This is a genomic window from Haloarcula sp. H-GB4, assembly GCF_030848575.1.
GTDB lineage: Archaea > Halobacteriota > Halobacteria > Halobacteriales > Haloarculaceae > Haloarcula.
The window spans coordinates 760,547-782,736 of record NZ_JAVDDX010000002.1 but is presented as its reverse complement, the minus strand read 5'-3'; the positions used below and the strand labels follow the sequence as shown (position 1 = coordinate 782,736).

At 65.2% G+C, this 22,190-nt stretch carries 23 protein-coding genes; 6 read left to right on the top strand and 17 right to left on the bottom strand.

What is annotated here, in order from left to right; all coding sequences use genetic code 11:
- The first annotated feature begins 16 nt into the window (after positions 1 to 16).
- Entirely contained in the window at positions 17 to 196 is a 180-nt protein-coding gene (locus RBH20_RS12495; RefSeq protein WP_306709046.1) for a ribbon-helix-helix protein, CopG family, read from the top strand.
- 28 nt (positions 197 to 224) lie between these two features.
- Here the strand turns inward: RBH20_RS12495 and RBH20_RS12490 are convergent, their stop codons facing one another.
- The 3 genes from RBH20_RS12490 to RBH20_RS12480 all read right to left on the bottom strand — a co-directional run bounded on the left by RBH20_RS12490 (position 225) and on the right by RBH20_RS12480 (position 3,196).
- Positions 225 to 1,460, bottom strand: a complete 1,236-nt coding sequence (locus tag RBH20_RS12490; protein WP_306709043.1) for an MBL fold metallo-hydrolase — start codon at positions 1,458 to 1,460, stop codon at positions 225 to 227.
- A gap of 408 nt (positions 1,461 to 1,868) precedes the next feature.
- Positions 1,869 to 2,174, bottom strand: coding sequence for a hypothetical protein (locus tag RBH20_RS12485; protein WP_306709041.1), 306 nt, complete (start codon positions 2,172 to 2,174; stop codon positions 1,869 to 1,871).
- A gap of 161 nt (positions 2,175 to 2,335) precedes the next feature.
- Positions 2,336 to 3,196, bottom strand: coding sequence for a sulfurtransferase (locus RBH20_RS12480; protein WP_306709039.1), 861 nt, complete (start codon positions 3,194 to 3,196; stop codon positions 2,336 to 2,338).
- Between the two features lie 264 nt (positions 3,197 to 3,460).
- Between RBH20_RS12480 and RBH20_RS12475 the strand changes: the two genes are divergently transcribed.
- Complete coding sequence (locus RBH20_RS12475) at positions 3,461 to 4,255, top strand: sulfurtransferase (RefSeq protein WP_306709037.1); 795 nt, start codon at positions 3,461 to 3,463, stop codon at positions 4,253 to 4,255.
- A 31-nt stretch (positions 4,256 to 4,286) separates the two neighbouring features.
- Here the strand turns inward: RBH20_RS12475 and RBH20_RS12470 are convergent, their stop codons facing one another.
- On the bottom strand, positions 4,287 to 5,291 hold the full coding sequence (locus RBH20_RS12470; RefSeq protein ID WP_306709035.1) for an AI-2E family transporter: 1,005 nt from the start codon (positions 5,289 to 5,291) through the stop codon (positions 4,287 to 4,289).
- Between the two features lie 64 nt (positions 5,292 to 5,355).
- The gene (locus tag RBH20_RS12465) at positions 5,356 to 6,438 is read right to left on the bottom strand and encodes a geranylgeranyl reductase family protein (protein ID WP_306709033.1); all 1,083 of its coding nucleotides are present in this window, start codon (positions 6,436 to 6,438) and stop codon (positions 5,356 to 5,358) included.
- A gap of 148 nt (positions 6,439 to 6,586) precedes the next feature.
- Between RBH20_RS12465 and RBH20_RS12460 the strand changes: the two genes are divergently transcribed.
- Positions 6,587 to 6,976 (top strand): hypothetical protein, encoded by a 390-nt coding sequence (locus tag RBH20_RS12460; protein ID WP_306709031.1) that lies wholly within the window; start codon positions 6,587 to 6,589, stop codon positions 6,974 to 6,976.
- Positions 6,977 to 6,988: 12 nt separating this feature from the next.
- On the opposite strand, the gene RBH20_RS12455 is transcribed toward RBH20_RS12460, so the two are convergent.
- The 8 genes from RBH20_RS12455 to uvrA form a co-directional block, all read right to left on the bottom strand.
- Positions 6,989 to 7,498 carry a hypothetical protein gene (locus tag RBH20_RS12455; RefSeq protein WP_306709029.1) on the bottom strand — a complete coding sequence of 170 codons (510 nt, stop codon included), beginning with the start codon at positions 7,496 to 7,498 and terminating at the stop codon, positions 6,989 to 6,991.
- A complete protein-coding gene (locus RBH20_RS12450) occupies positions 7,482 to 9,428 on the bottom strand; it encodes a DUF58 domain-containing protein (protein WP_306709027.1) in 1,947 nt (648 codons plus the stop codon). Before RBH20_RS12450 ends, RBH20_RS12455 begins: the two co-directional genes overlap by 17 nt.
- Complete coding sequence (locus tag RBH20_RS12445; RefSeq protein ID WP_306709026.1) at positions 9,425 to 10,126, bottom strand: DUF4129 domain-containing protein; 702 nt, start codon at positions 10,124 to 10,126, stop codon at positions 9,425 to 9,427. The genes RBH20_RS12450 and RBH20_RS12445 overlap by 4 nt, the downstream gene beginning before the upstream one ends.
- A gap of 61 nt (positions 10,127 to 10,187) precedes the next feature.
- Positions 10,188 to 11,171 carry a MoxR family ATPase gene (locus RBH20_RS12440; RefSeq protein ID WP_306709024.1) on the bottom strand — a complete coding sequence of 328 codons (984 nt, stop codon included), beginning with the start codon at positions 11,169 to 11,171 and terminating at the stop codon, positions 10,188 to 10,190.
- Positions 11,172 to 11,238: 67 nt separating this feature from the next.
- Positions 11,239 to 12,213 carry a hypothetical protein gene (locus RBH20_RS12435; RefSeq protein ID WP_306709023.1) on the bottom strand — a complete coding sequence of 325 codons (975 nt, stop codon included), beginning with the start codon at positions 12,211 to 12,213 and terminating at the stop codon, positions 11,239 to 11,241.
- A gap of 41 nt (positions 12,214 to 12,254) precedes the next feature.
- The gene (locus tag RBH20_RS12430) at positions 12,255 to 12,494 is read right to left on the bottom strand and encodes a hypothetical protein (protein ID WP_306709020.1); all 240 of its coding nucleotides are present in this window, start codon (positions 12,492 to 12,494) and stop codon (positions 12,255 to 12,257) included.
- A gap of 181 nt (positions 12,495 to 12,675) precedes the next feature.
- The gene (locus tag RBH20_RS12425) at positions 12,676 to 13,443 is read right to left on the bottom strand and encodes a hypothetical protein (RefSeq protein WP_306709017.1); all 768 of its coding nucleotides are present in this window, start codon (positions 13,441 to 13,443) and stop codon (positions 12,676 to 12,678) included.
- An 82-nt stretch (positions 13,444 to 13,525) separates the two neighbouring features.
- Positions 13,526 to 16,507, bottom strand: a complete 2,982-nt coding sequence (gene uvrA, locus RBH20_RS12420; RefSeq protein ID WP_306709015.1) for an excinuclease ABC subunit UvrA — start codon at positions 16,505 to 16,507, stop codon at positions 13,526 to 13,528.
- Between the two features lie 133 nt (positions 16,508 to 16,640).
- On the opposite strand from uvrA, the gene RBH20_RS12415 reads away from it, so the two are divergent.
- Both RBH20_RS12415 and RBH20_RS12410 read left to right on the top strand, forming a co-directional pair.
- Positions 16,641 to 17,219, top strand: a complete 579-nt coding sequence (locus tag RBH20_RS12415) for an LURP-one-related/scramblase family protein (RefSeq protein WP_306709013.1) — start codon at positions 16,641 to 16,643, stop codon at positions 17,217 to 17,219.
- Positions 17,220 to 17,264: 45 nt separating this feature from the next.
- Positions 17,265 to 18,671, top strand: a complete 1,407-nt coding sequence (locus RBH20_RS12410) for an LVIVD repeat-containing protein (RefSeq protein WP_306709011.1) — start codon at positions 17,265 to 17,267, stop codon at positions 18,669 to 18,671.
- A gap of 30 nt (positions 18,672 to 18,701) precedes the next feature.
- On the opposite strand, the gene RBH20_RS12405 is transcribed toward RBH20_RS12410, so the two are convergent.
- From RBH20_RS12405 to RBH20_RS12395, 3 genes are read right to left on the bottom strand one after another with little or no spacing between them, the layout of a single operon-like run.
- Positions 18,702 to 20,102, bottom strand: a complete 1,401-nt coding sequence (locus tag RBH20_RS12405) for a DUF402 domain-containing protein (protein ID WP_306709009.1) — start codon at positions 20,100 to 20,102, stop codon at positions 18,702 to 18,704.
- Positions 20,099 to 20,473, bottom strand: a complete 375-nt coding sequence (locus RBH20_RS12400; protein WP_306709007.1) for a hypothetical protein — start codon at positions 20,471 to 20,473, stop codon at positions 20,099 to 20,101. Before RBH20_RS12400 ends, RBH20_RS12405 begins: the two co-directional genes overlap by 4 nt.
- Positions 20,474 to 20,517: 44 nt before the next feature.
- A complete protein-coding gene (locus RBH20_RS12395; RefSeq protein WP_004514908.1) occupies positions 20,518 to 20,679 on the bottom strand; it encodes a preprotein translocase subunit Sec61beta in 162 nt (53 codons plus the stop codon).
- Between the two features lie 115 nt (positions 20,680 to 20,794).
- Here RBH20_RS12395 and RBH20_RS12390 point away from each other — a divergent pair, with 115 nt between their 5' ends.
- On the top strand, positions 20,795 to 21,061 hold the full coding sequence (locus RBH20_RS12390; RefSeq protein ID WP_004591027.1) for a co-chaperone YbbN: 267 nt from the start codon (positions 20,795 to 20,797) through the stop codon (positions 21,059 to 21,061).
- A 47-nt stretch (positions 21,062 to 21,108) separates the two neighbouring features.
- Here RBH20_RS12390 and RBH20_RS12385 read toward each other — a convergent pair whose 3' ends face one another.
- The gene (locus RBH20_RS12385) at positions 21,109 to 21,861 is read right to left on the bottom strand and encodes a response regulator (protein WP_306709003.1); all 753 of its coding nucleotides are present in this window, start codon (positions 21,859 to 21,861) and stop codon (positions 21,109 to 21,111) included.
- Positions 21,862 to 22,190: the final 329 nt, after the last annotated feature.

Here is a 22,190-nt window from a genome sequence, read left to right as displayed (position 1 = left end):
CAACTCCCCGTAATCAATGGACGAAGCGTTTCTCGACCTTGAATCGATTGAGGTCGAACTGGACGAGGAGTTGCTTGACGCGATTGACGACAAGGCGTTCGCCGACCACCGCGACAACCGGGACGCTGCGGTCCGCGACCTGCTTGACGAGTGGCTGAAACAGCGTGCTGCCGAGGATGCGGATGAGACTAACTGAGCGGAGCCGCGGTCGCAGATGTAACTGCCTACTGGATGGCGACGGTTGCGCCTAGCTCGGGCGCTGTCGCGTCGTAGCCGTCCGCCCGCAGCGTGGTTGCGAAGGCCTCACAGCGGTCGCCGTGGTTCACGAGTACCGGCGTGTCACGGTAGCTATCGAGATACGCAAACAGCCCGTCTCGGTCGGCGTGTGCTGAAAAGTCGTACTGCTCGACTCGTGCGCTGACCGGCATAATCCGGCCGTCTATCTCGGCACTCCCCGTCTCCAGCAGGTCCCGTCCCGGCGTCCCCTCGACCTGATACCCGGTCATCGTGATTTTGTTCATCGGATTGCCGCGGATTTCCGGAATGTACGTCATCGCCGGGCCGCCAGAGAGCATCCCGCTGGTGGTGACGATTGCCGCCTTCTGGTCGGTGATACGCTTGCGCTGGCCGTCTTTGCCCGTGACGAACCGGGCGTGTGACTTTGCCCGCTGGAGCGCGTCCGCATCGCGGACGAACTCGGGGTACTGCCCGAGCATCTCGGTCACTTGCTTCCCCATTCCGTCGACGTAACACGGGATGTCGTGTGCCTCACAGACGAGCAACATCTCCTGCGTTCGTCCGATGGCAAAGGCGGGCACGACGACGGTCCCGCCCTCCCAGAGCGTCGTTTCGACGCTTTCGACGAACCGCCCCTCGACTGTCTCTCGTGACTCGTGATCAACATCGGAATACGTGCTCTCGCAGATAATCGCATCCGCGTCCGGGCGGGCCGTTGTTCCAGAGACGAGACGCTGGTCGTCGGTGTGGAAATCGCCCGTGTACAGCAGTCTGGCGTCGCCATCGTCGACGAGAACGTGTGCGCTTCCCGGGATGTGGCCGGCGTTGTAGAACGTGACCTCGTAGCCGGCAGCCTCGAACGACTCGCGGTAGCCGTGCGTCTCCGACACCTGCGTCACCCGCCTGACGTTGGTCTCGGTAAAGGGACAGTTGACCGTCCCGCCGTGGAGTTTGAGCGTGTCCCGTGCGAGCGTCATCGCCAGTTCGTACGTCGGCGGCGTCCAGTGAATCGGCGGCCGCGCGTCGCCCGACACCAGCGCTGGGATGTTTCCGACGTGGTCGAGGTGGCCGTGCGAAACGACGACGGCGTCCGGCGACGGCGTCCGCACCGGGAACTGTGGCGGTGAGTCAGTCAGCATCCCGAAATCCAGCAGTAGCGACTCGTCGATGAGGACGGCGCTTCGACCGATCTCACCCGCCCCGCCGAGAAACTGCACATCCATTATCAGGACGGAAGCGGCCTGTCCGTTTCCGTTCGTCGGTTCCCACCGAACCGTGTCGTCGACCGCTTGATAGCCAGAATACGTTTGAACCAGAATATGACGATATCTGGACTCTCAGTGGCTATGAATCGTCAGGGAGCTACTTTCGCTTCCAGTATTGTGTACAGATAACACGTCGACTGGGCAGTGTTATCACGCTAGCATAAACAATTATTATACTCGGGGCTCATTATCTATCTGTCATGGCGACACGCCAGCAATCCCCGACGACGTACCACACGTGCAGTTGCGGTGAGGAGTTTGACACAACGGAGGAACTCCTCGAACACGCACGAGAGGCACACGGGCTTAGCGTACACTGACTGGCGTCGCGTCGTTTTTCGTACACAAAAATCCGCCAGCGACAGGTCAGGACGTTTTGTCGATGTCCTGTCGCACGCTAAACCGCGCGTAACCGCCGTGTGAGAGGTCAAGTGCACCCAGCCACCAGTTCCATCGCTCGGCGAGTTGATAATCGTCGGGCGCGTCCGCGAGGTTATCGACGACATCCTCAACGGTTAGTTCCGCCCCGAAGTCGGTCACGAACTGGTCCGACTCCGAGAGGTCTCGCGCCTGTCTGGCGACAACCGTGACGATGTCCGGATCGGCGTCGAAAGCGTCGCGGAGTTCCCGTTCGAGTTCCGTTCGGTCCACACCCGGGTGTAGGACCCGCATCTGACTTGAATGTACGGTTGGGAACACTGCTGTATTCCGAGGTCGGCAACTGATTGTTCGGCGCGGACGTCTGGCTCAGCGGCGCTCTCGTTCTCGAACAGCGCCACAAAAATCAGAAAGTAAAGCGTCCCGCTTCGATTCGAGGCTTCGTGCGCTGTCGCTTACTCAGCCTCGCCCTTCTCAATAGGCGCACCAACTAGATTGCCCCATTCGGTCCAGGAGCCGTCGTAGTTGATGGTGTCGTCGTAGCCCAGCAGTTCGTGCAGGGCGAACCAGGCGACAGAGGAACGCTCACCGATGCGGCAGTATGCGACTGTCGTGGAGTCGCCGTCAATACCGTACTCGGCGTAAAGCTCTTCGAGTTCGTCGTAGTCCTTGAACGTCCCGTCGTCGTTGGTGACGGCCGCCCAAGAGATGTTCTGTGCGCCGGGCACGTGGCCGCCGCGCTGTGCGGTCTCTTGGAGTCCAGGAGGTGCAAGGATTTCGCCGGAGAACTCTTCGGGCGAGCGAACGTCGACGAGCGGTAGTTCGCGCTCGATGGCGTTCTCAACATCCTCTCGGTAGGCACGGATGGACTCGCGCGGGCCGGCGGCCTCGTAGTCGACTTCGGAGAACTCGGGCACTTCGTCGGTGAGTTCGTAGTCGTTCTCGACCCAGTACTCGCGGCCGCCGTCGAGGAGCTTCACGTCGTCGTGGCCGTAATACTTGAACTGCCAATATGTGTACGCGGCGAACCAGTTGGAGTTGTCACCGTAGAGAACGACTGTCGAGTCCTCGCTGATGCCGTGGGCACCGAGCAGGTCCTCAAAGTCATCCTTGTCGAGGATGTCACGGGTGGTCTGGTCCTGAAGGTCCGTCTCCCAGTTGAAGCCGAGCGCGCCGGGCGCGTGGCTCTCGTCGTACAGTTCCGTGTCGACGTCCACCTCTACCAGTCGGTGAGCTGGGTCGTCGCTCTGGAACTCGTCCAGATGCTCGCTGACCCAGTCGGCCGAGACGAGCACGTCGTTAGCGTAGTCAGTCATAATGCATCGAAGCGTAAGTCTACCAGACATATATTACCACGACTTTCGGCATGTTCGGCCACTCATCCACCGTGCCGGCATATATTGCCTTCACTGCTGTAGATAGAAAGTCAGTCCTTCGGCCGCCCAGCAGGCAGGAGCCATGGCGTGCCATGTCCGGATGTGAGTCAGGCCGCTCTCTCACGAGAGGCGGCAGCATTTGCATCCACCTTCGACCGGCTGTGATGGGAGTTTTCAAGCGGACGGAGCGGTAACGCGTGGATGATGACTGATTTCGTCTCTGCTGAGTGGGTGTCGAGTCGGGGCGACGACCTCCGGGTGGTTGACGTGCGGGACGCGTGGGAGTACGACGGCCTCGGACACCTCCCGGGCGCGGTGAACGTGCCCTTCGATTCGTTCCGGGCGGACGAACACGGTGCGGCGTCCGATGCCGGCGACGGAATGCTGCCCGACGAAGACGACTGGGCGGAGGTACTCTCGGCGGCCGGCATCACGCCGGAGAGCGAAATCGTCGCGTACGACGACCACCACGGCGTCTTCGCCGCACGGTTTCTGGTCACTGCGGAACTGTTCGGCCACGACTCCGACCGGCTGCATCTCCTCGACGGTGATTTCTCCAGCTGGCAACTCGAACGGGAAACGACGGGCGAGACGCCGGCTGTCGAACCGACTGATTATGATGTGACGCGACCCGACTCGACGCCGCTGGTCGGCCCGGACGCGGTCGCTGACGCCGCGGATGACCCCAATGCAGTGCTGGTCGACACCCGCGAGGACGAGGAGTACAACGAGGGCCACATTCCCGGAGCAGTCCTGCTGGACTGGCGGGACCTCGTCGACGACGAGACACGGGGATTGCTTCCGCAAGATGAGGCACGATCAGTTCTCAAAAGTGCGGGCATCGTCCCCGAGAAACGCGTCGTCCTCTACTGTAACACTGCCCGTCGAATCAGCCACACGTACGTCGTCCTCCGCCATCTCGGCTTCGAGCAGGTGGATTTCTACGAGGGGAGCCTCACCGAATGGGAGGCACAGGGGCGGCCGCTGGAGACGAACTGACTTGCTGCAGCGACTGCCGGTACAGCCTGTTTTAGGTTAGCTTCTGCTGGTCCCCCTGTCGCTCGCTCGTCAGCAGCGACGACAGTTCGACCAGTAGCGCGATAGCGACTGGCCCGGCGATAAAACCGATGACGCCCAGCGTCAACACGCCGCCGGTGAACCCGACGAAGTAGAGGCTGGCAGGGAGCCCGGTCGTGTAGCGGGCCAGTTTCGGCCTGATGACTGCATCTGGGAGGAAGCCGACGAGGACGAGCCCCAACACGGTCACCAGTATCGCCCCGGTGATGTTGCCGTTGATGACATCCGCGACAGCGATGGTAAGGACAACCACGCTGGGGCCAATGACGGGGACAAACTGCAGGATGCCGGCGACGACCGCCAGCGCGAACGCGCCCTGATAGCCCAGCAGCCAGAACACGACCCACGCCACGACGAAGGTTCCGAACGCCGTCGCCGCCTGGAGAACGTAAATCGCGTACAGCGTCCCACGGAGCCGTTGATGGAGTCGGTTGACGACCTCGTGATACGACGCTGGCACCGTCCGATAGACGGCCTTTTTTGGGGCCTGTGGCTGCCAGAGCATCGCATAGACGAGAATCGCAAACAGCACGGCTTTCAGCGCCAGCACGGGTGATTCCGCGGCGAGGTCGACTGCAAAATCTGTGAGTATCCGTCGCGCTGAGAGCAACGTCGGCGTAATCTCGACCGGATAGCTAAAGCCGCCGACTTCGAGGGATACCATCGGTGGGAGTTGCTGGAAGAAGGTGAACAGGTCACGGCGGCGGAGATACAGCACGGCCCCGAGCGGGATGACGATGAGTGTGCCGCTGACAAAGGCGATACCCGTCGTCACGGCCGCCGACAGCCGCTTGTTGAGCCCGTGGCGTCCGAGCCATTCCGAGACGGGAAACAGCACGTATGCGACCGTGATTGCGAAGAAGATCGTCGATAGCACTCGCGCGAGCAGGACTGTCGTCAGGCAGCCGGTGAGAACGAGCAAACTCGCGAGGACGTAGGTTCGTCGGCGTGTTACCACGCACGTCCTTTTCAATCGGCCGGTAAAAACGTTACCTGCACACGATAATTCGGTAACACGTCCGTCAGGACCGGGAGAACAGCGCTGCTAACTGCTCCCGGGAGAACAGCGTCGTCGGCCGGTCCATGTGGACGCCGATTTCGCCTTCGAAGGCTTTCATCCCGGCTTTCTGTATCGGTTCCGGCGCAGAGTAGCCGGCACGAACTACGTGGCCGAGGCGGATCTCCTGTCGGAGGTCGTCCCGCCACGCGCGCTCGTACTCGCCCAGCGTCGCCGGGTCCTCGGGATCGATTTCCCGGGCTGCGTGGTCGGCCGCAGTCATGCCGTAGCGGATGCCGCCGCCGGTGAAGGGTTTGGTCTGGGCCGCGGCGTCACCGATGAGGAACGACCGCCGGCCGGTGACTCGCTTCGGCGGGCCGATTGGGATGAGTCCAGAACAGCGATGGTCGGTTTCGACGCCGTAGCCGTCGACGAACGCTTCGAAGCGGCCGCGAGCGTCGTCGCCCGGCGGTACCGCCAACCCGTACTCGACGCCAGCCTCGCCCCGCGGGATACGCCAGGCGAAAAACCGCGGAACGGTGAGGTGGACATCGACGAAATCGCCGTGGTCCACCTCGTCGCTGAACCCGAGGACGCCATGCAGCAGTTCGTCGGGCTCCGGGAGGTCGAGTTCCCGCCGGACGCGGCTTTTCGGGCCGTCACAGCCGGCAACCATCTTCGCTCGGTGTGTCTCGACGCCGTCGTCGCCGCGGACTTCGACGGTGACGCCGTCCCTGTTCTCAGTGACGCCGACGACGGAGTGTTCCTCACGAACGTCGGCACCGGCGTCGCGGGCCACTTCCGCGAGGTGCTTGTCCAGACCGACGCGGTCGATGACGTTCGAGATGACCTCGTCCTTGTAGAAGGGGTGGTCCTGACTTCCGGGACCGCCCGTGTGAAAGCGTGCGCCGGAAATCTCGTTCTGGAACAGTTCGTCGCGGGCGTCCTCGGTAAACTCCCAGATATCCGTGCTCACGTGGCCCGAACAGGCCAGTGGCTTGCCGATCTCCCCTTGTTCGAACACCACCACGTCGAGTCCCCGGCTCGCCGCCTGACGCGCGTACCGGGACCCAGCCGGACCCGCGCCGACCACCACAACATCGTGCATACACGTTCTCTCGGTGTCACGAACCAAATAGCTTCTCGATTCATACGGCCTGCTGTGCCTGTCTCACCGGACGACAGCCGGGTCAGCTACCCGTCGCGCCACTGCCCGAATCAGGGCGTCTTTGTCGGTGTAGCCCCTGCTATCGCATATGGCAGAGTATCAGCCCGGGGTATGTAACATCGGAGCGAACCAGCGCCGCGCTCGTCGCCTCTCGGCCGTTGCTTCGTTTGCGGTCGCCATCGGTATCGTCGTCGTCGTATCGGTGGTCGGCGCAGTTCCGCAACTGTCGCTGTGGGCGACCGTCCCATTCATTTTCGGTGGGTACGTCGGCGCGTTTCAGGACTACTTCCGGTTCTGTGTCGCCTTCGGTGCGCTCGCCCGTTACGACCTCTCGGGGTCCGGCGGCGAAAGCGGAAGCGTCGATACAAGCGAGGCTGTTCGCGCTGATCGGCGAAAAGCGGCGAAAATCCTCCTGCTCTCGGCCGCCGCGACGGTCGTGACGAGTGGAATCGGGTACGCAGTCATCACCATCCTGTAATCGGCCCCACTGTCACCGCAGTGAGACTGTAAATGCGACGACAGCGAGCAGGAGCAGGCCCAGTGCCAGTGGCGACGGCGTCCCCGTAACGGATCGGTAGACGAGATAGCCGATGCCGCCACCCGCCGTCAGGAGTATTACAATCGAGACGGTGTGGACGAGTTCGACCCGGAGCGTCGGGGCTGCGGAGCCGATCTGCGCGCCCAACCGCAGCGCGTGTCTGGCGGTCACCCAAGCCAGTACGACCGGGACCGTCGCACAGAGGACCCACTCCGGCGAGCCGTCAGCCCCGGCCTGTAGCACGGCTATGAACAGGCCGCCGACGCCGGCCGTCAGCGCGAACTCGGACCGCCGTAGTAGACCGATCCCGACCGCCAACCCACTGATGACAGCTAACGCCACCGACGCGGGGTCGGACGCGACGAGTCCGACAACGGCGAGGACCGAAACCACGCTGACGCCGGCACTGAACCGCGGGAGCCCCGATACGGACGAGTGGTTCCGATCAGACGGCTGCGGCACGGGCCTGCACCTCCCTGAGCGGCGTCGTCGGGTCCCAGTCCTGTACGGGAATATCATCCCCACGAAGCGTCGAGAGTCGGTTTTCACGGGCGAGGTGTGCGTAGGCTCCGGCGACCGTTGACGGGTCCGTACAGTCCGGACTCACCACCGAGACACTGTTGCCGGCCGCCTCAAGTTGTTGGACGAGAGTGACACCGTCGTCGTCACAGAGCGGTGAGACGACGACTACCTGAACATCGGGGTCGAGCCGCGCCGTCAGGTGGTCGACGGCATCGGCGACCTGCGTCGGCTCTGCTGGCGGCGTCCACGGGATGGCGCTTTCACCGGCAAGGCGCGTCCGGACGGCCTCGTGGTGGGCCTCGCCAGTCGTCATCGGCAGCCAGCAGTCGCCCGCCCCGACCGTCCCCACTCCGACAGGGACCCCGTCGTCGAGCAACCGAGCAGCGACGCTGTAGGCGGCCGATGCGCCGTAGCGCGGCGCTGGGATATCGCCGGCTGTCGCCGCGACGTACGCCGCCCGGCGGGCGTCGACGACCACGGCCACCCGCGGCCGTCGCGGCTCTTGGAACTCCACTGTCGCCAGGTCGCCGGTCTTTGCGCGGTGGTGCCAGTCGATTCTCGACGCCGGGTCGCCGGGGCGGTACGCGCGCAGCGAGTCGAACTCGACGCCGCTCCCGGTGACTCCTGCCTTCTGTTGCCCCGGCATTTGCGTCGCCTGCTCTCGGGGCGGGCTGGCGTCGTCACTGCGCCGCTCGAAGCCACATGCCAGGCTGTCTTGGCCGTCCGTCACCGCGACGGTCTGAACCGTCTCACGCGCGCCGGCAAAATCGCCTGCGATCACGAGCGGCGACTCGAATGTGTGGGTGCCCGGGACCGCCGTCAGCGCGTAGGTGAACGACCGCTCGGTGCCGGGCCGCAACGCGGTGGTCAGCCGCGGCGACCCCGAGCGGACGCTGAGTCCGGCGGGGACCCCGTCCAGCAGCCGGAGGTCCGGAACCGTCGTCTCGCCGACGTTCCGCACCGTCACGGTGACCTCGACGGTCGATCCGGGGGTCGGCGTCCGCGGTTCGAGCGTTCGAGTGAGTTCGATGTCGGCCGTCGGCTCCCAGACCCGGGCGGCCCCGGCGAGTGCGATCCCGAACGCGGCGGTCAGTACCGCCCCGGGAACGCCCATCACGACGCCGCCCGCGCTGGCAAGCAGAACCGCGACCGCGACGCGTCTGGTCCGCCCGGTCGACCGTGTTCGGGGGAGTTCGGCGGTGGGCCAGTACTCGCCCTGGGACGCCTCATCACCCATCGTTTCGACCGGAGCGAGCCGGCTGGCCGGGTCGGGCGCGTCGGCCGCCAGCCGCTCGGCTAACTCGGCGACGGCGTGGCGCGCCCGACGCACCACGGGTAGCTCGGGTCGAACGAGGGGGAGTGACGCCCGACGCGGCAGCGGCGGGCAAAGCCCGTCGGCGAAGAAGGCGGCGGCCGCCTCGTTGTCAGTCCACTCACCGTCCGCGAGCCGGTCGGCGGCCGCGCCCGGCCTGTCCCCGTCTGTCCGCCCGAGTACATCGACGGCAAGTTCGTGGAGCGACGCGTACACGCGCTCCCTGGGTGTGCGCTCCTGCGTCCCGTCCCACTCGTCCGCGTCGTCGACAGCGCGGCGACCGACGGTGCTGATCCGGTCGAGTCGCTCGGCGAACGCCGCCCCAGGGACCTGATACTGGGGCCGGGACTCGGGCGTCGGAAGCCGTAGCTCCGGGTCGTCGCTGTCGAACAGCTCTCTGGCCGCGAGCACCACCGCCGCGGCCCCAACCCCGACTGTCAGCAGCGTCGCGGCCACGCGGGGCAGAAGTCCACCGCCCAGTTCGGGTAGTGCCAGCAGGAGCACGCCGACACTGATAGCCAGGAGGCCGACGATAGTCGGAATGCGTCGCCGCCTCACGATGCATCACCCCGGACAGGCGTGTCCAGCGACAGCGTGGTTGCGACCGCTCGTGCTCGCCGCTCCCGCTCCGGTGTCGCGGCCGCGTCGCCGTACCGGACCGCACAGAACAGTTCGGTCAGCGCCGTCACCGGCTGCTGTGGGAGGCCGGACTCGATTGCCCCCTCCCGAACGTCGGCGGGAGTCACTGGCTCTTGGGCGGGCTGTCCGGACGCTTCGTCGACCGATTCGACCCGGTTCCTGAGCGCTGACCACGCCCGGTACACGTCGTTTTCCGGCGGTACGTCTCCTGTGAGCAACACGGAATCGGCCGCGGGTGCTGTCGGCGTGGGCGGCGGGTCCTCATCGCCGGACTCCGGATCGCTTGCTTCGCCGCGGGTCAGTTCGTACAGGACGACCAGCCCGCCCAGCACGACGAGTGCGAGGCCGGCGACGACCTGCCAGCGCGGCGGTCCGTCACTTGCCTTTGAGGCGGCTGCTGTCTCCGTTTCAGTCTCCGGAACTCTGGTCGCCGACTGGGTCCCTGCTGGGGTACCGGGTCCGCCACCGCCCGGCCCTTGCGGGGGCGGCGTCGAATCGACCGTCGATTCCCCGGTCGTCACCGTTGGTGCCGTCGAAACGGTGTTGAGCGACGCGGCGACCATCGCCAACGCGACGACGGCGAGGACAGCCAGAGCCAGCGAGCCGAACCGTGCCACGCTTACGCCCCCCGATTGCCAGCTCCGGTCTGCCGGAGCGACTGTCTTTCCACCATCCGACTCACTCCCCGGCCGCCGGCGTCTCGGGGGCAGCCGCCGACACCGTTGGCACCGCGACGCTGTCGAACACGTCCGCGACGACATCATCGGCGGTCGTCCCGTCCACGGTCGCATCGGTGGTCATGACCAGCCGGTGGGCCAGGACCGGCGCACCGACGGTCTGTACGTCAACCGGGCGCACGTACTCCCGGCCGGCGATTACCGCGTGGCTCCGAGCGGCTTCGAGCAGGCGCTGGCTCCCGCGGGGAGAGACGCCGACTTCGGTCCGGGTGTCCTGGCGGGTTCTGTGGACGATGTCGACGAGGTAGCTCAGGATGTCGTCGTCGACGGTCACTCGCTCGGGCACGGACTGCAAGCGGCGCACGCCCTCAGGGTCGATGACATCGTCGACAGAGGGGGTCTTGGACTCTCGCTCGGTCCGCTGGCGGAGCAGCCCCTCCTCGGCACTGGCCTCAGGGTAACCGATGCTGGTCTTGACGAGGAAGCGGTCGCGCTGGGCCTCGGGCAGGGGGAACACGCCCTCGCTCTCGACAGGGTTCTGGGTCGCAACGACGACGAACGGCTCCGGCAGCGAGTGGGTGTCACCGTCGACAGTCACCTGTCCCTCAGCCATCGCCTCAAGCAGCGCGGCCTGCGTTTTCGGCGGCGCGCGGTTGATCTCGTCGGCCAGCACGAAGTTGGCGAAGATCGGACCCGCAGAGAACTCGAACTCGCCGTCGCCCTCGCGGTAGACGTGCGTCCCGGTCACGTCCGCTGGCAGCAGGTCGGGCGTGAACTGGACCCGCGAGAAAGAGAGCCCCAGCGCAGATGCGAAGCTCTGGGCGGTCAGCGTCTTTCCAGTTCCCGGTACGTCCTCTATGAGCACGTGACCACGGGCGAGGACGGCAGTCAACACGGTTTCGAGGAACTCCCGCTCGGCGACGACGCTCTCAGAAATCGTATCGAGGACCCGGTCGCAGTCGTCGTAGGCGTCTGGAACGTCCATCGTACTCCCGGCTGGCACCGCCGACATATTAGTAGTATGAACACAACTTCTCACCGAGAAAACGGAGTCAGACGACGGCCAGTCCACTCGGGACCTGGTCGTACTCGGCTGTCCAGTCCCCGCCATTGAGGTCCTGCTTAACCCACGTCTCACCGTGTTTCGACTGGAACAGGCCGCGGTTCGTCAGCGCGAGAAAGCCATCGTCCGGGTCAGCAGCGAGAACCGGTCGGGCCAGCCCCGCCGGTCCCGGCAGGCCGTCCATCGATTGCGTCCACCGGTCACCGTCCCATCGATACACGTAGCTCTCGCCGCCGGTGCTGTGAGCGGACCGGGGGCCGCTGGCGGCCGAGACGACGACGCGATCCGGGTCGTCGGGGTGGACGGCCAACCCCCACACGTACCGATGGGCCAGCCCTTCCTGCGGATGGGTCCACGTCGCTCCCCGGTCAGTCGACAGCGCGAAGCCGTCGCCGGCGGCGGTGTACACCCGGTCCGGGGCGTCAGGATGGGTCGCCAGCGTGTGGTTGTCCCGCCGAGCACCGTCAGGGTGGTCGATCCACGTCTCGCCGCCGTCAGGACTGCGGACGAACGCGCCGGCCTCGATGGCAGCGTACACCTGCTCCCGGTCGTCCGGGGCGAGGGCGAGCCAGCGCACGTGGTGGGTGTGTGGCCGCGGCGGGAACGACCACCGCGACGCCGAGTCGAGGTCGGTCAGTCCGGGGCGCTCGGTCCACGTTTCTCCGCCGTCAGTCGAGCGGTAGACCGCGCTTGGCTCCGTGCCGGCCCACACCACGCCAGCGTCGTGCGGGCTGACTGTGACGCTCGTCACTCGGTCGCCGGCGTTGAGGACTGTCTCCCACGTCGCGCCGCCGTCGGTCGTCCGCTGGAGGCCAGTATCTGCGGTACCCACGAAGGCACGCTCCGGCTCGGCGGCTTCCGCGGCAACGCACTCGATGTCGTAGCCCCGAAGGCAGTCGTCCCAGCCGCCGCGGCTGTCGCCGACGAGGACGCGGTCCCCGAGCGCGGCGTAGACGGTGTGCATAACCGACTGTACGACGCCCGAGCGAAGAAAGCTGGCGGTGGTCAGCGACTGACTGACCGTGTCAACGCGAAGACGTACAGCGCGACGAAGAAAGCGCCGGGGAACGCCTCGGACACGTCCACGCTGTCGGGGACATCCTCGGGCTGGCAGTGGAACGGACAGCGCTCTTTGCCTTCGAGTGCGCCGTGTGGACAGCGCCATTCCTGTTCGGTTTCGCCGTCCAACTCCGTGCGGTCGACTGTGAATGCACACTGGCTCTCGGTATGCCCCCACCAGACCATCGTTGACAGAAACGCTCGGCAGGCAGGGTGATAAGCGCTGTTACACCCGTCACGGTAGTGATTAGTTGGGCAGAGATCCTTCGACAGCCAGCACGCCTCCCAGCCCGCGTCAGACTGGCTTCGCGTGGACGGAAAAGCGGCTACTGGCTCTCTCCACAGGGTTTGATACCGGTGACCGGGCCTACGGCGTCCACCAGCGCAGGCCGACCATCACGAACACGATAGCCAACTGCATCAAACCCTGCAAGCCGCCCAGTTTGGCGTTTCGCATCCCGATTTCGGAGACGAGGTCGACGTCCGGGTTCTCGGAAATTACCTCCCGGTAAATGCGGACCTCACCGGGCAGAACGACGCCAAAGCCCTGCACGGACAGCAGCGTCACGATACCGAGCGTAGCCACGATCCACCACGACGTCATCGCGAAAGCCGGCAGCGTCGTCACGAGATACGCGCCGGAGCCAACGACAGCGATACCAAGGACGCCCAGCGTCTTCGGGTCGGTCAGCGCGTCAAACTGGTAGCCGATGAGGAGGATGACCGGAATCAGTGTCGCGGCGGTCAGAATCGCCAGCCACGGGTCGGCGTTGGGAAACTTCCCGAGCCTGAGCGCCAACAGGATGCCGCCGGCGATGGTCACCGTCGCCAGCGTCGGCATCAGGAATGTCATCTTGGGCGTGAACGACGCGAAAAAGTCGGCCCGTGCCTCTGGTTCCTGGCCGCCGAGTACTGGTCCCAACACGAGGCCCATGAACAGGTCGATACCGGTCCACAGCACCCCGGCCATCACGTGCACGTAGGTCAGCGCCCGAATGTTCCCGCTGGCGAGCGCCCCCGCAAACGCGATGAGCGGGACGGCAACTGCTCCCACAGCAAACGCCGGGTTCGCCTGCTTCGCCAGCCCACCGATACCCCGTTTCCGCTCGACGCGGTCCGCTGTCGACTGCGCCATAACTGGCTGTATCAGGTTTCGCTACTGTCAAAAACGTTGGTGGCCGTTTCAGCTATTGCCAGCTTTCATGGTAGCGATTGTCTCAGTCGTCGTCCGCGGCCGGCTGTTCGGCTGCTGTGTCGCGGTCCGCTCGCGGTCCCTCCAGATCGACGTTCGGTAGCAGGTCACGGAGATACTGCCCGGTGTAGGATGCCTCGGTTCGGGCCACCTCCTCCGGCGTCCCCTGAGCGACGAGTTCGCCGCCGTTCTCGCCACCCTCGGGACCGAGATCGATGATCTGGTCGGCGTTCTTTATCAGGTCGAGTTCGTGCTCGATGACGACGACGGTGTTGCCGTCGTCAGTGAGCCGGTGGAGTACGTCGATGAGCTTTCGCTCGTCCTCCGGGTGGAGCCCGGTGGTCGGCTCGTCGAGCAGGTACAGCGTCTCGCCCGAATCCTTCTTGCCGAGTTCCTCGGCGAGTTTCACGCGTTGGGCCTCGCCGCCCGAGAGCGTCGTCGAGGGCTGGCCCAGCCGCATGTAGCCAAGCCCCACGTCCTTCAGGAGTTCCAGCCGGCGGCGGATGCCGCCGTGGCTCTCGAAGAAGTCATACGCTTCCTCGACGGTCATATCGAGCACGTCGGCGATGGTTGCGTCCTTGTAGGTCACGTCCAGCGTCTCGTCGTTGTAGCGCGCGCCGCCACACTCCTCGCAGGGGACCGTCACGTCCGAGAGGAAGTTCATGTCGATGGTGACCGTCCCCTGACCGCCACAGCCCTCACAGCGGCCGCCCTTGACGTTGAACGAGAATCGGCCAACCTCGTAGCCGCGCTGTTTCGAGAGGCTCGTCTCGGCGAACAGTTCGCGGATGTGATCGAAGACGTTGGTGTACGTTGCGGGGTTGGAACGGGGCGTTCGGCCGATGGGCGACTGATCGATGAGCCGCACCGTCTCGATGTCGTCGAGGCCGTCGATAGCGTCGTGTTCGCCGGGGTTCACGTCGGTGTCGTTCATCCGGCGCACCAGCCCCTTGTACAGCACGTCGTGCATCAGCGTGGATTTCCCGGAGCCCGAGACGCCCGTGATGGCGGTGAACGTCCCCAGCGGGATGGACACGTCGAGGTCGTCGAGGTTGTGCTGGCGAGCGCCCCGAACGGTGAGTTCGCCGTCGGCCTCACGGCGGCTGTCGGGCACCGGAATCGTCCGCTCGCCCGAGAGGTACTCCCCGGTCACCGACTCCTCGGTGTCGATGACCGCGTCCATCGGGCCGTTGACGACGACGTCGCCGCCGCGCTTGCCCGGACCGGGGCCCATGTCGATTATCTGGTCGGCCCGGCGCATCGTCTCGGTGTCGTGTTCGACCACGAGCAGCGTGTTTCCGAGGTCCCGAAGCTCTTCGAGCGTGTTCAGCAGGCGGTCGTTGTCCCGCTGGTGGAGGCCAATGGAGGGCTCGTCGAGGACATAGAGAACACCGACGAGGCCGCTCCCGATCTGGGTCGCCAGCCGGATGCGCTGGCTCTCACCGCCGGACAGCGTCGACGCCTCGCGGTCGAGCGTCAGGTAGTCCAGGCCGACCTCGGTCATGAAGCCTAGGCGGGCCCGGATCTCCTTGAGAATCTCCTCAGCGATCTTTCGGTCCCGGGCCGAGAGGTGCTCTTCCATCCCCTCGAAGTGAGCCAACGCGTCACTGATGGACATCTCGTTGACCGCGGTTATCGAGGTGCCGTCGACGAGCACCGCCCGCGACTCCGCTTTGAGCCGTGTCCCTTCACAGACCGGGCACGTCGTCGTCGCCATGAACTCCTCAATATGCTCGCGGGCGCGGTCCGAATCCGTCTCGATGTGTCGCCGCTCCAGGTTTGGGATGACGCCCTCGAACCGCTCGGTCTTCTCGCGGGTCCCGTTCTTCGTCCGCCACTCGAAGTGGACTCTGCTGTCGGTCCCGTAGAGGAACTGCCGCTGGACGGACTCGTCTAGCTCCTCGAACGGCGTCGTGAGGTCCACGCCGAAGTGCTCGGCGACGTTGTCCAGTTGCCGCGAGTAGTACGTCCGGTCGTAACTCCAGGGCTCGAAAACGTGCTTGAGCGGCTTCGACGAGTCGGTGATGACGAGATCCTCGCTGACCTCCTTCGTCTCGCCCAGCCCCTCACACTCCGGGCAGGCCCCGTGCGGTGAGTTGAACGAGAACGACCGCGTCTCGATCTCGGAGATGTCGATACCGCAGTGGGTGCAGGCAAGGTCCTCGGAGAGTTCGACAACGACGCGGTCCGAGGTGGCTCCGTCGCCACCTTCGTCCCCGTCGGCAAGGTCGCCGGTTGCCCTGGCGTCTGATCCGCCGAGCGTCTCCGCCGCGCCTTCTGCCGGGTCCGGGAGGATGACCTTCAGCGTTCCGTCGGCCTCTTCCAGCGCGGTCTCGACGGAGTCAGTGATGCGCGAACGAGCGTCCGGCGAGATCTTCACGCGGTCCACGACCACATCGACCGTATGGTCGTAGTTCTCGTCCAGTTCGGGTCGGTCCAGCGTGAGGTCGAACTCCTCGCCGTCGACCTCGACACGGCTGTACCCCTCGCCGACGAGGTCGTCGAACAAGTCCTCGAAGGCACCCTTCTGGTCGCGGACGACCGGCGCACACAGTTTGGCGCGGGTGCCCTCTGGGAGTTCCAATAGCCGGGAGACCATGTTCTGAGCGGACTGCTCGCCGACCTCGCGGCCACACTCCGGACAGTGGGGCGTGCCGACGCGCGCGTACAGCAGGCGGAGGTAGTCGTGTAGTTCGGTAACGGTCCCGACCGTCGAGCGGGGGTTGTTGGCGGCGTTCTTCTGGTCGATGGAGATGGCCGGCGACAGCCCCTCGACGTTCTCGACCTGTGGCTTGTCCATCTGCCCCAGGAAGTTCCGTGCGTAGGCGGAGAGTGATTCGATGTAGCGCCGCTGGCCCTCGGCGTACACCGTCTCGAATGCGAGCGAGGATTTGCCCGACCCCGACAGCCCAGTGACGACTGTCAGTTCCTCGCGTGGAATCTCCACGTCGACGTCCTTGAGGTTGTGTTCCTCGGCCCCTCGGACCTCGATTATATCCTTGCTCATCCTTGGATTTTACTTGGCCGGCAGGGGGGAAACCCTGTCGGTTCGGGTGTGGATAAACGATTCCGCCCGTGACTGTTTTTATTTTGAACAGTATGGCAAAAGATTTACCACCTATATCGAATATGAGATTGGTATGGGAACAAGCGACTACGACATTGCGGGGATTGACCTCTCCGACGACAGCTACACAGTCGAACAGAGCCTGATCCGTAACAAGTACAAGGCGATGGACGCAGCCGGGAACGTCGTCCTCCGCGGGAAACAGAAGATGCTGAAGATGAAAGAGGAGTTCCCGTTTGTCGACGCAAACGACAACGAGGTGTTTCAGGTCAAGGCCGGCGGCATCATCGACGTGGCCGGCAACTACGTCCTCACTGACTCCAAGACCGGCGAGGACATCGTCATCCTCGACAACGACTACTCGATTTTTCAGGACACGTGGAAGGTTCGGGACGCCAGTACCGAGGCGAAGATCGCCGAGATCAACTCTCAGGGCGCACTCGTGACTATCGCGCGCAACGTCGTCCCGTTCGGCGGCTGGATTCCCCACAAGTACGAGATCACCGACCAGGACGGCAACCACGTCGGCAACATCGACGGGCAGTTCTCGCTGAAAGACCGCTACGAGATCACTATCGACGACGCCAGCACGGTTCCGAAAGAGCCGATCATCGCTGCGGCGATGGTTATCGACGCGATTCAGGGGAACTGACGCCCCACCGGAATCCTTCTTGCCCTGGCTCCCCCAAGAACCGCTATGCGCCGCCGGACGGTCCTCCAACGACTCGCCCTCGCAGGAACAGGTGTCGGCCTCGCGACGGGGACGACCCGAGGTCACCCGATGCCGACCGGTAATGGAACGGCCGAGCCAGCGGCCTCCGACACCCCGACCGGCGGGGACCCGCTGGGCGTGCTGGAGATGGAGGCGGTGTACGAGGTCGTCACCAGTCCCGACGGACACACGGCCTACGTCGCGACGGGTGACGGCATCGCGCTCGTCGACCTCGTCACGCCGACCAGTCCGCGACTGCTCAGCCGACGAACCGACCTGCTGGCCGAGGGCGACAGCGGACCGATACAGCGCGTGCAGGACCTCGCTGTCAGTGGCTCACGGCTACTGGCCGCCGGGCCGGCCCACCCTGCCGACGGCGCTCACGGCTTCGTCGTCTTCGACGTAAGCGACCGGCAGGACCCAACACAGATCGCGGGCCTCGAACTGGACACGCGGGTCCACAACTGTGACTTCGACGGCCGCTACGCCTATCTGACTGCGAACGACCGCAACGGCAACCCCTTGCTCGTGGCCGATACCGAGACCGAACAGGAAGTCGGCGAGTGGTCACTGCTTGACGCCGGCGACGCCTGGACCGACGTGCCGACGAGCCTCTGGCCGCTGCACGACGTATGGGTACAGGACGGCCGGGCCTATCTGGCGTACTGGGACGGCGGAACGTGGGTCGTGGACGTATCCGACCCGAGCGACATTTCGCCCGTAGCGAAAGTCCGCGGGCGCTCCCCCGAAGACCTCGCCGCAATCGATGACCCCGGAACCGAGCGGAGCGAACCGCCGGGCAACGACCACTTCGTGACGGTCAACGAGGACGCGTCGCTGCTGGGCGTCGGCGGCGAATCGTGGGACCTCGGAGGTGACGACAGCGGCGGTCCGAGCGGCATCGAACTGTACGACATCAGCGACCCGACCGACGCCGACCTGCTGTCGACGCTCGACCCGCCGCCAACCTCAGACCCGTCGCCGGGGGGCATCCTCACGACGGCACACAACTTCGAACTGACCGACAACCGCTGTTACTCGGCGTGGTACAACGGCGGGGTCCGGGTCCACGACCTGACCGACGCGACCGCGCCCGAACAGGTCTTCGAGTGGCGCGACACCGAAGCGACCTCCTTCTGGACCGCCCAGCGGGCCGCCGGCTGTTTCGTCGCCGGGAGCACGAACGCGAGCCGGGGAACGGATGTCCAGCCCGGACTGTACACCTTTCCTGACCCGCAGATACGGACGCCGACGGCCACGGGCGACGAGGGTGGCAGCGCTAACAGCACTGATGGTACCTCCCTAGGCGTCGGCGGTCCCGGCTTCGGTGTCGGGTCGGCAGTCGCAGCCGTCGGGCTGGCAGCGTGGCGCGCCCGACGCCGGCGAGACTGACCTCGCACCGCCTGACTGTGCTCCGTTCTGTTACTCCAGCGCGCTCTTGACGGCGGCGGCGACGCTCCGTGCGCGCTCGGCCAGCGGCTCGGAGATGTGGCCGCGTTCGACGGCCGCGTCGAGTTCGTCGTCGTCGACCCGCTCGACGGTGCCGTCGGCGTGTTTCACCACGTCGACGTGGAGGTCGACGTACCGGGCGGTGTCGGGGAACACCTCGACAGGCGTACAGACGTTGACGTACGTGCCCTTCTTTTCGCCGTCGCTGTCGCGGTACACGGTCGGGTACCACCAGCGGCCCTCCTTGACTTTCGTCTCGGCAATGTCGCCGGCCTCTTTCGGGACGCCGAGCGCGTCGTAGGTGCCGCCGGGACTCATCTCGCGCTCGATGGTCACCGTCCCGTCGTCGTCGACGGACTGTACCTCCCCGTTGCCCAGCGTGATGAGTCGGCCGTCGGGCTTGCCGTGGCCCAGCGACAGGGACCCGCCGACCTGCGGGCCGAACTGCCGGGCCGTCACAGCGAAGGGGAAGTCCGTCTCACCGGTCCCGATGTCGTCGCATAGCGCTTCGACGTAGTCGACGGCGGCACTGGCCGCGCGGTCGCCGGCCTTCACGCGATGGTGGCCCGGCATCGTCGCCGTCACCTCGCGGCGGGCCTCGTCGAGCGCGAACCGGCTCTCGCGGCCGAACCACAGCCACGACGTTGAGAACCCCGCGACGTACCGGGCGGGCGCGCAGTCTGCAGGCGCGTCGGCTCCCGCAAGCGCGTCGTCGATGGCTGCCGCACGTTCGTTTGCGGCGTCGAGCGCGTCGGCCAGCGCGTCGAAGCTGGCGTCCTCGCTCGCCGATTCCCACGAGACGCCCCAGCCGTCCCGGGGCTCCGCGGCGATGAGGTCCAGCATCGCCGGGCCGCCGGTCCCCGACGACGGCCCGCTTCTGCCACGCACGAGCGAGAGGAGCGACCCGCGAACCGCGATGGTGGTGTCCAGCACGGGCCGGCCGTTCGTCCACGGCGCGCTCGCCTCGACAACCTGCACCCGGAGCGCATCGCCCGTCTTGACGCGCTCGTCCGAGGACGAGTACGGGAGAAAGCCCTCGCCGTCACCGAGGTCGACGACAGCGCCGCTCCCCAGCGTCTCGGTCACGGTACCGGCGTAGATTGCGCCCGCTGGCGTCGGGTCGGCCCAGTGGAGCGTGTCTCGCCCGAGTTCTGTCAGGCGGTCCGTAACGGCCGCGGCAGCTTCGTGGTCGCCGACGACGCCGACGCCCTGCTGATCGTCCGTCGTCGTCACGGTGACCGCCGCCCGCTCGTCGGGAAACTCGCCGTCGAAGCGGTCCTCGATGGGTCCCGACGCCTGCACGACCTCGTGTCCCGCCTCGCGCAGCAACTGGGTCAGTGCCGTCGCGTAGATGCCCCTGACCCGGACGGTCATAGCGCGTCCTCGTCGGCGGCGAAACGGACCCGCCCGTGGACCGTCGGCCCGAGCGAGAGCTCTACTTTCCCCTCGCTCAGCACGCGTCCGCCCTCAACCGGAACTCCCCAGGTGTCGAACCGGAGGTAGCCCCGGATGTCGTCGGCGTGGGTGAACAGGTCCCAGTACTCGACGGCGTGTTCCTGAATCTCGCTGGAACTGTGGGCGATATCCATATCCGAGTACACCGTCTCGCGGCCGTCGAAGAAGGCTTCGAGCGCCGCGGCCGCGTCGTCGGTGGCTTCGACCACTGCGTCGGAGGCCGCTTCGATGGTGTCCTGCTCGACACCGGCGTCACGGAGCGCTTGCTGTTCGCGTTGCGTGAAGTGCATACCCGCGAGTCAGTGGCGGGGAGAGGAAAACAGTGCGGAATCGCCTACACGATCATCGCGTTCAGCACGAGCATCAACAGCCCGAACATGACGCCGGTCGCGACGATTGTTCGAGGGTCGATACGGATCGTGTTCTGGTCTTCAGCGTCGAAATACCTGACCAGTCCCGCACTGGACATCAGTCCGCCGCCGTCGCTACCACTCATACTTCAGGGTGGTGTATCACCAACACTAAGCCTTTCGGGTCGCCCGTGATTGCGTGGCCAAGGTACACATGGATAACCCTTATCAGATACCGCGGGCTAACACGAACAGAGTACTATGACGGTTACACTGAAGGACTTCTACGCGGACTGGTGCGGCCCTTGCAAAACGCAGGACCCGATCCTCGAAGACCTCGAAGAGGAGTGGGCAGACGTCGAGTTCGAGAAGATCAACGTCGACGAGGAACAGGACGTTGCCAACGAGTATCAGGTACGTTCCCTCCCGACGCTCATCATCGAGAACGACGACGGCATCGTTGAGCGCTTCGTCGGCGTCACGCAGGCAGACGACATCGACGACGCGCTGCAGCAGGCCTCGGCGTAACGCGGTCACTTTTGCGGTTCGTCACACGGCCAGTAGCTGCCGCTGTATCACTCCTGTTCGCCCAGTCCCGAATCGTCGATTTCGTCGACGGCGATCAGCATCCGCCCACCGTCGAGTGCCGTCACCATCTTCGACTCGGTGAAGGTGGTTTCGTCGGCCCGCAGCCCTCTGCTCTGGCCGGTCCACTTCCCGCCGCCTCTGACGACGGGAATAACATGCGTCCTGATGTGCTTGACCTCGTTGCTCGGGTGGAGTTCCGACCAGTGCTTGCCGACGAGCTCCTCCGACTCATAGCCGTAGTACGAGGCGTAGGTTTCGTCGACTCGCTCGAAGCGCTCATCCGTGCCGATGACGCCGACGCCGCTGAGTTTGACTTCGCTGCCCGTCTCGAAGCTCCCGTCCGAATCGACGGCGTGTTCGACCCGGCGGATGAGCGACGTGTACTGGTCCGTTCCGACGGATTTCTTGAGGTAGTCGGTGACGCCGGCTTGGATGATTTCGGCGGCGACGTCACCGGTCTCCTCACCAGAGAACAGCAACACGGGTAACTCCTGATGCGTCTCCCGGATGGCTTCGAGGAAGTCGATACCGTTCATCTCCGGCATGTCGTAATCGCTGACGACACAGTCGAAGTCCGTCTCCGACGACCGGATCATCGTCAGCGCGGCTTCTGGGTTCGTTTCCGTCGTGACGGTACAATTGAGGCCGCTGTCCTCTCGTTCGAGATATAATTCCACGAGGTCTCCCAACGCCGCGTCGTCGTCGACATGGAGTATTGAGAGCGAATCTTCCGTCTCCATCCTCTACTTCCATGGCTGCAGTACGCAAGTATTTGCTGCCCGTCTGTGCCTATCTGGTAACTGTATGAAACTGCGCCCCATCACCTCGGGCCGCGCCAGCGTTTCATCGCTGGCGGCGGGGAAGGGCAGGCCTGCAGTAGAAGCGGGATGATGAACGGCACTGCTGCCGGCGGCTGGGCGGTTGCGGCGGGCATACCGCTCGCCGTCGGTGAGCGGTTTCACTCCGAGCGCGCTCACAGAGCGCGACTCGAAGGTCGTTTTTATCGTAGATTTTTGCGAACCCGCTCCCCGCAGCGCGCTCACAGAGCGCGCGAGGAGAGGGGGTGAGG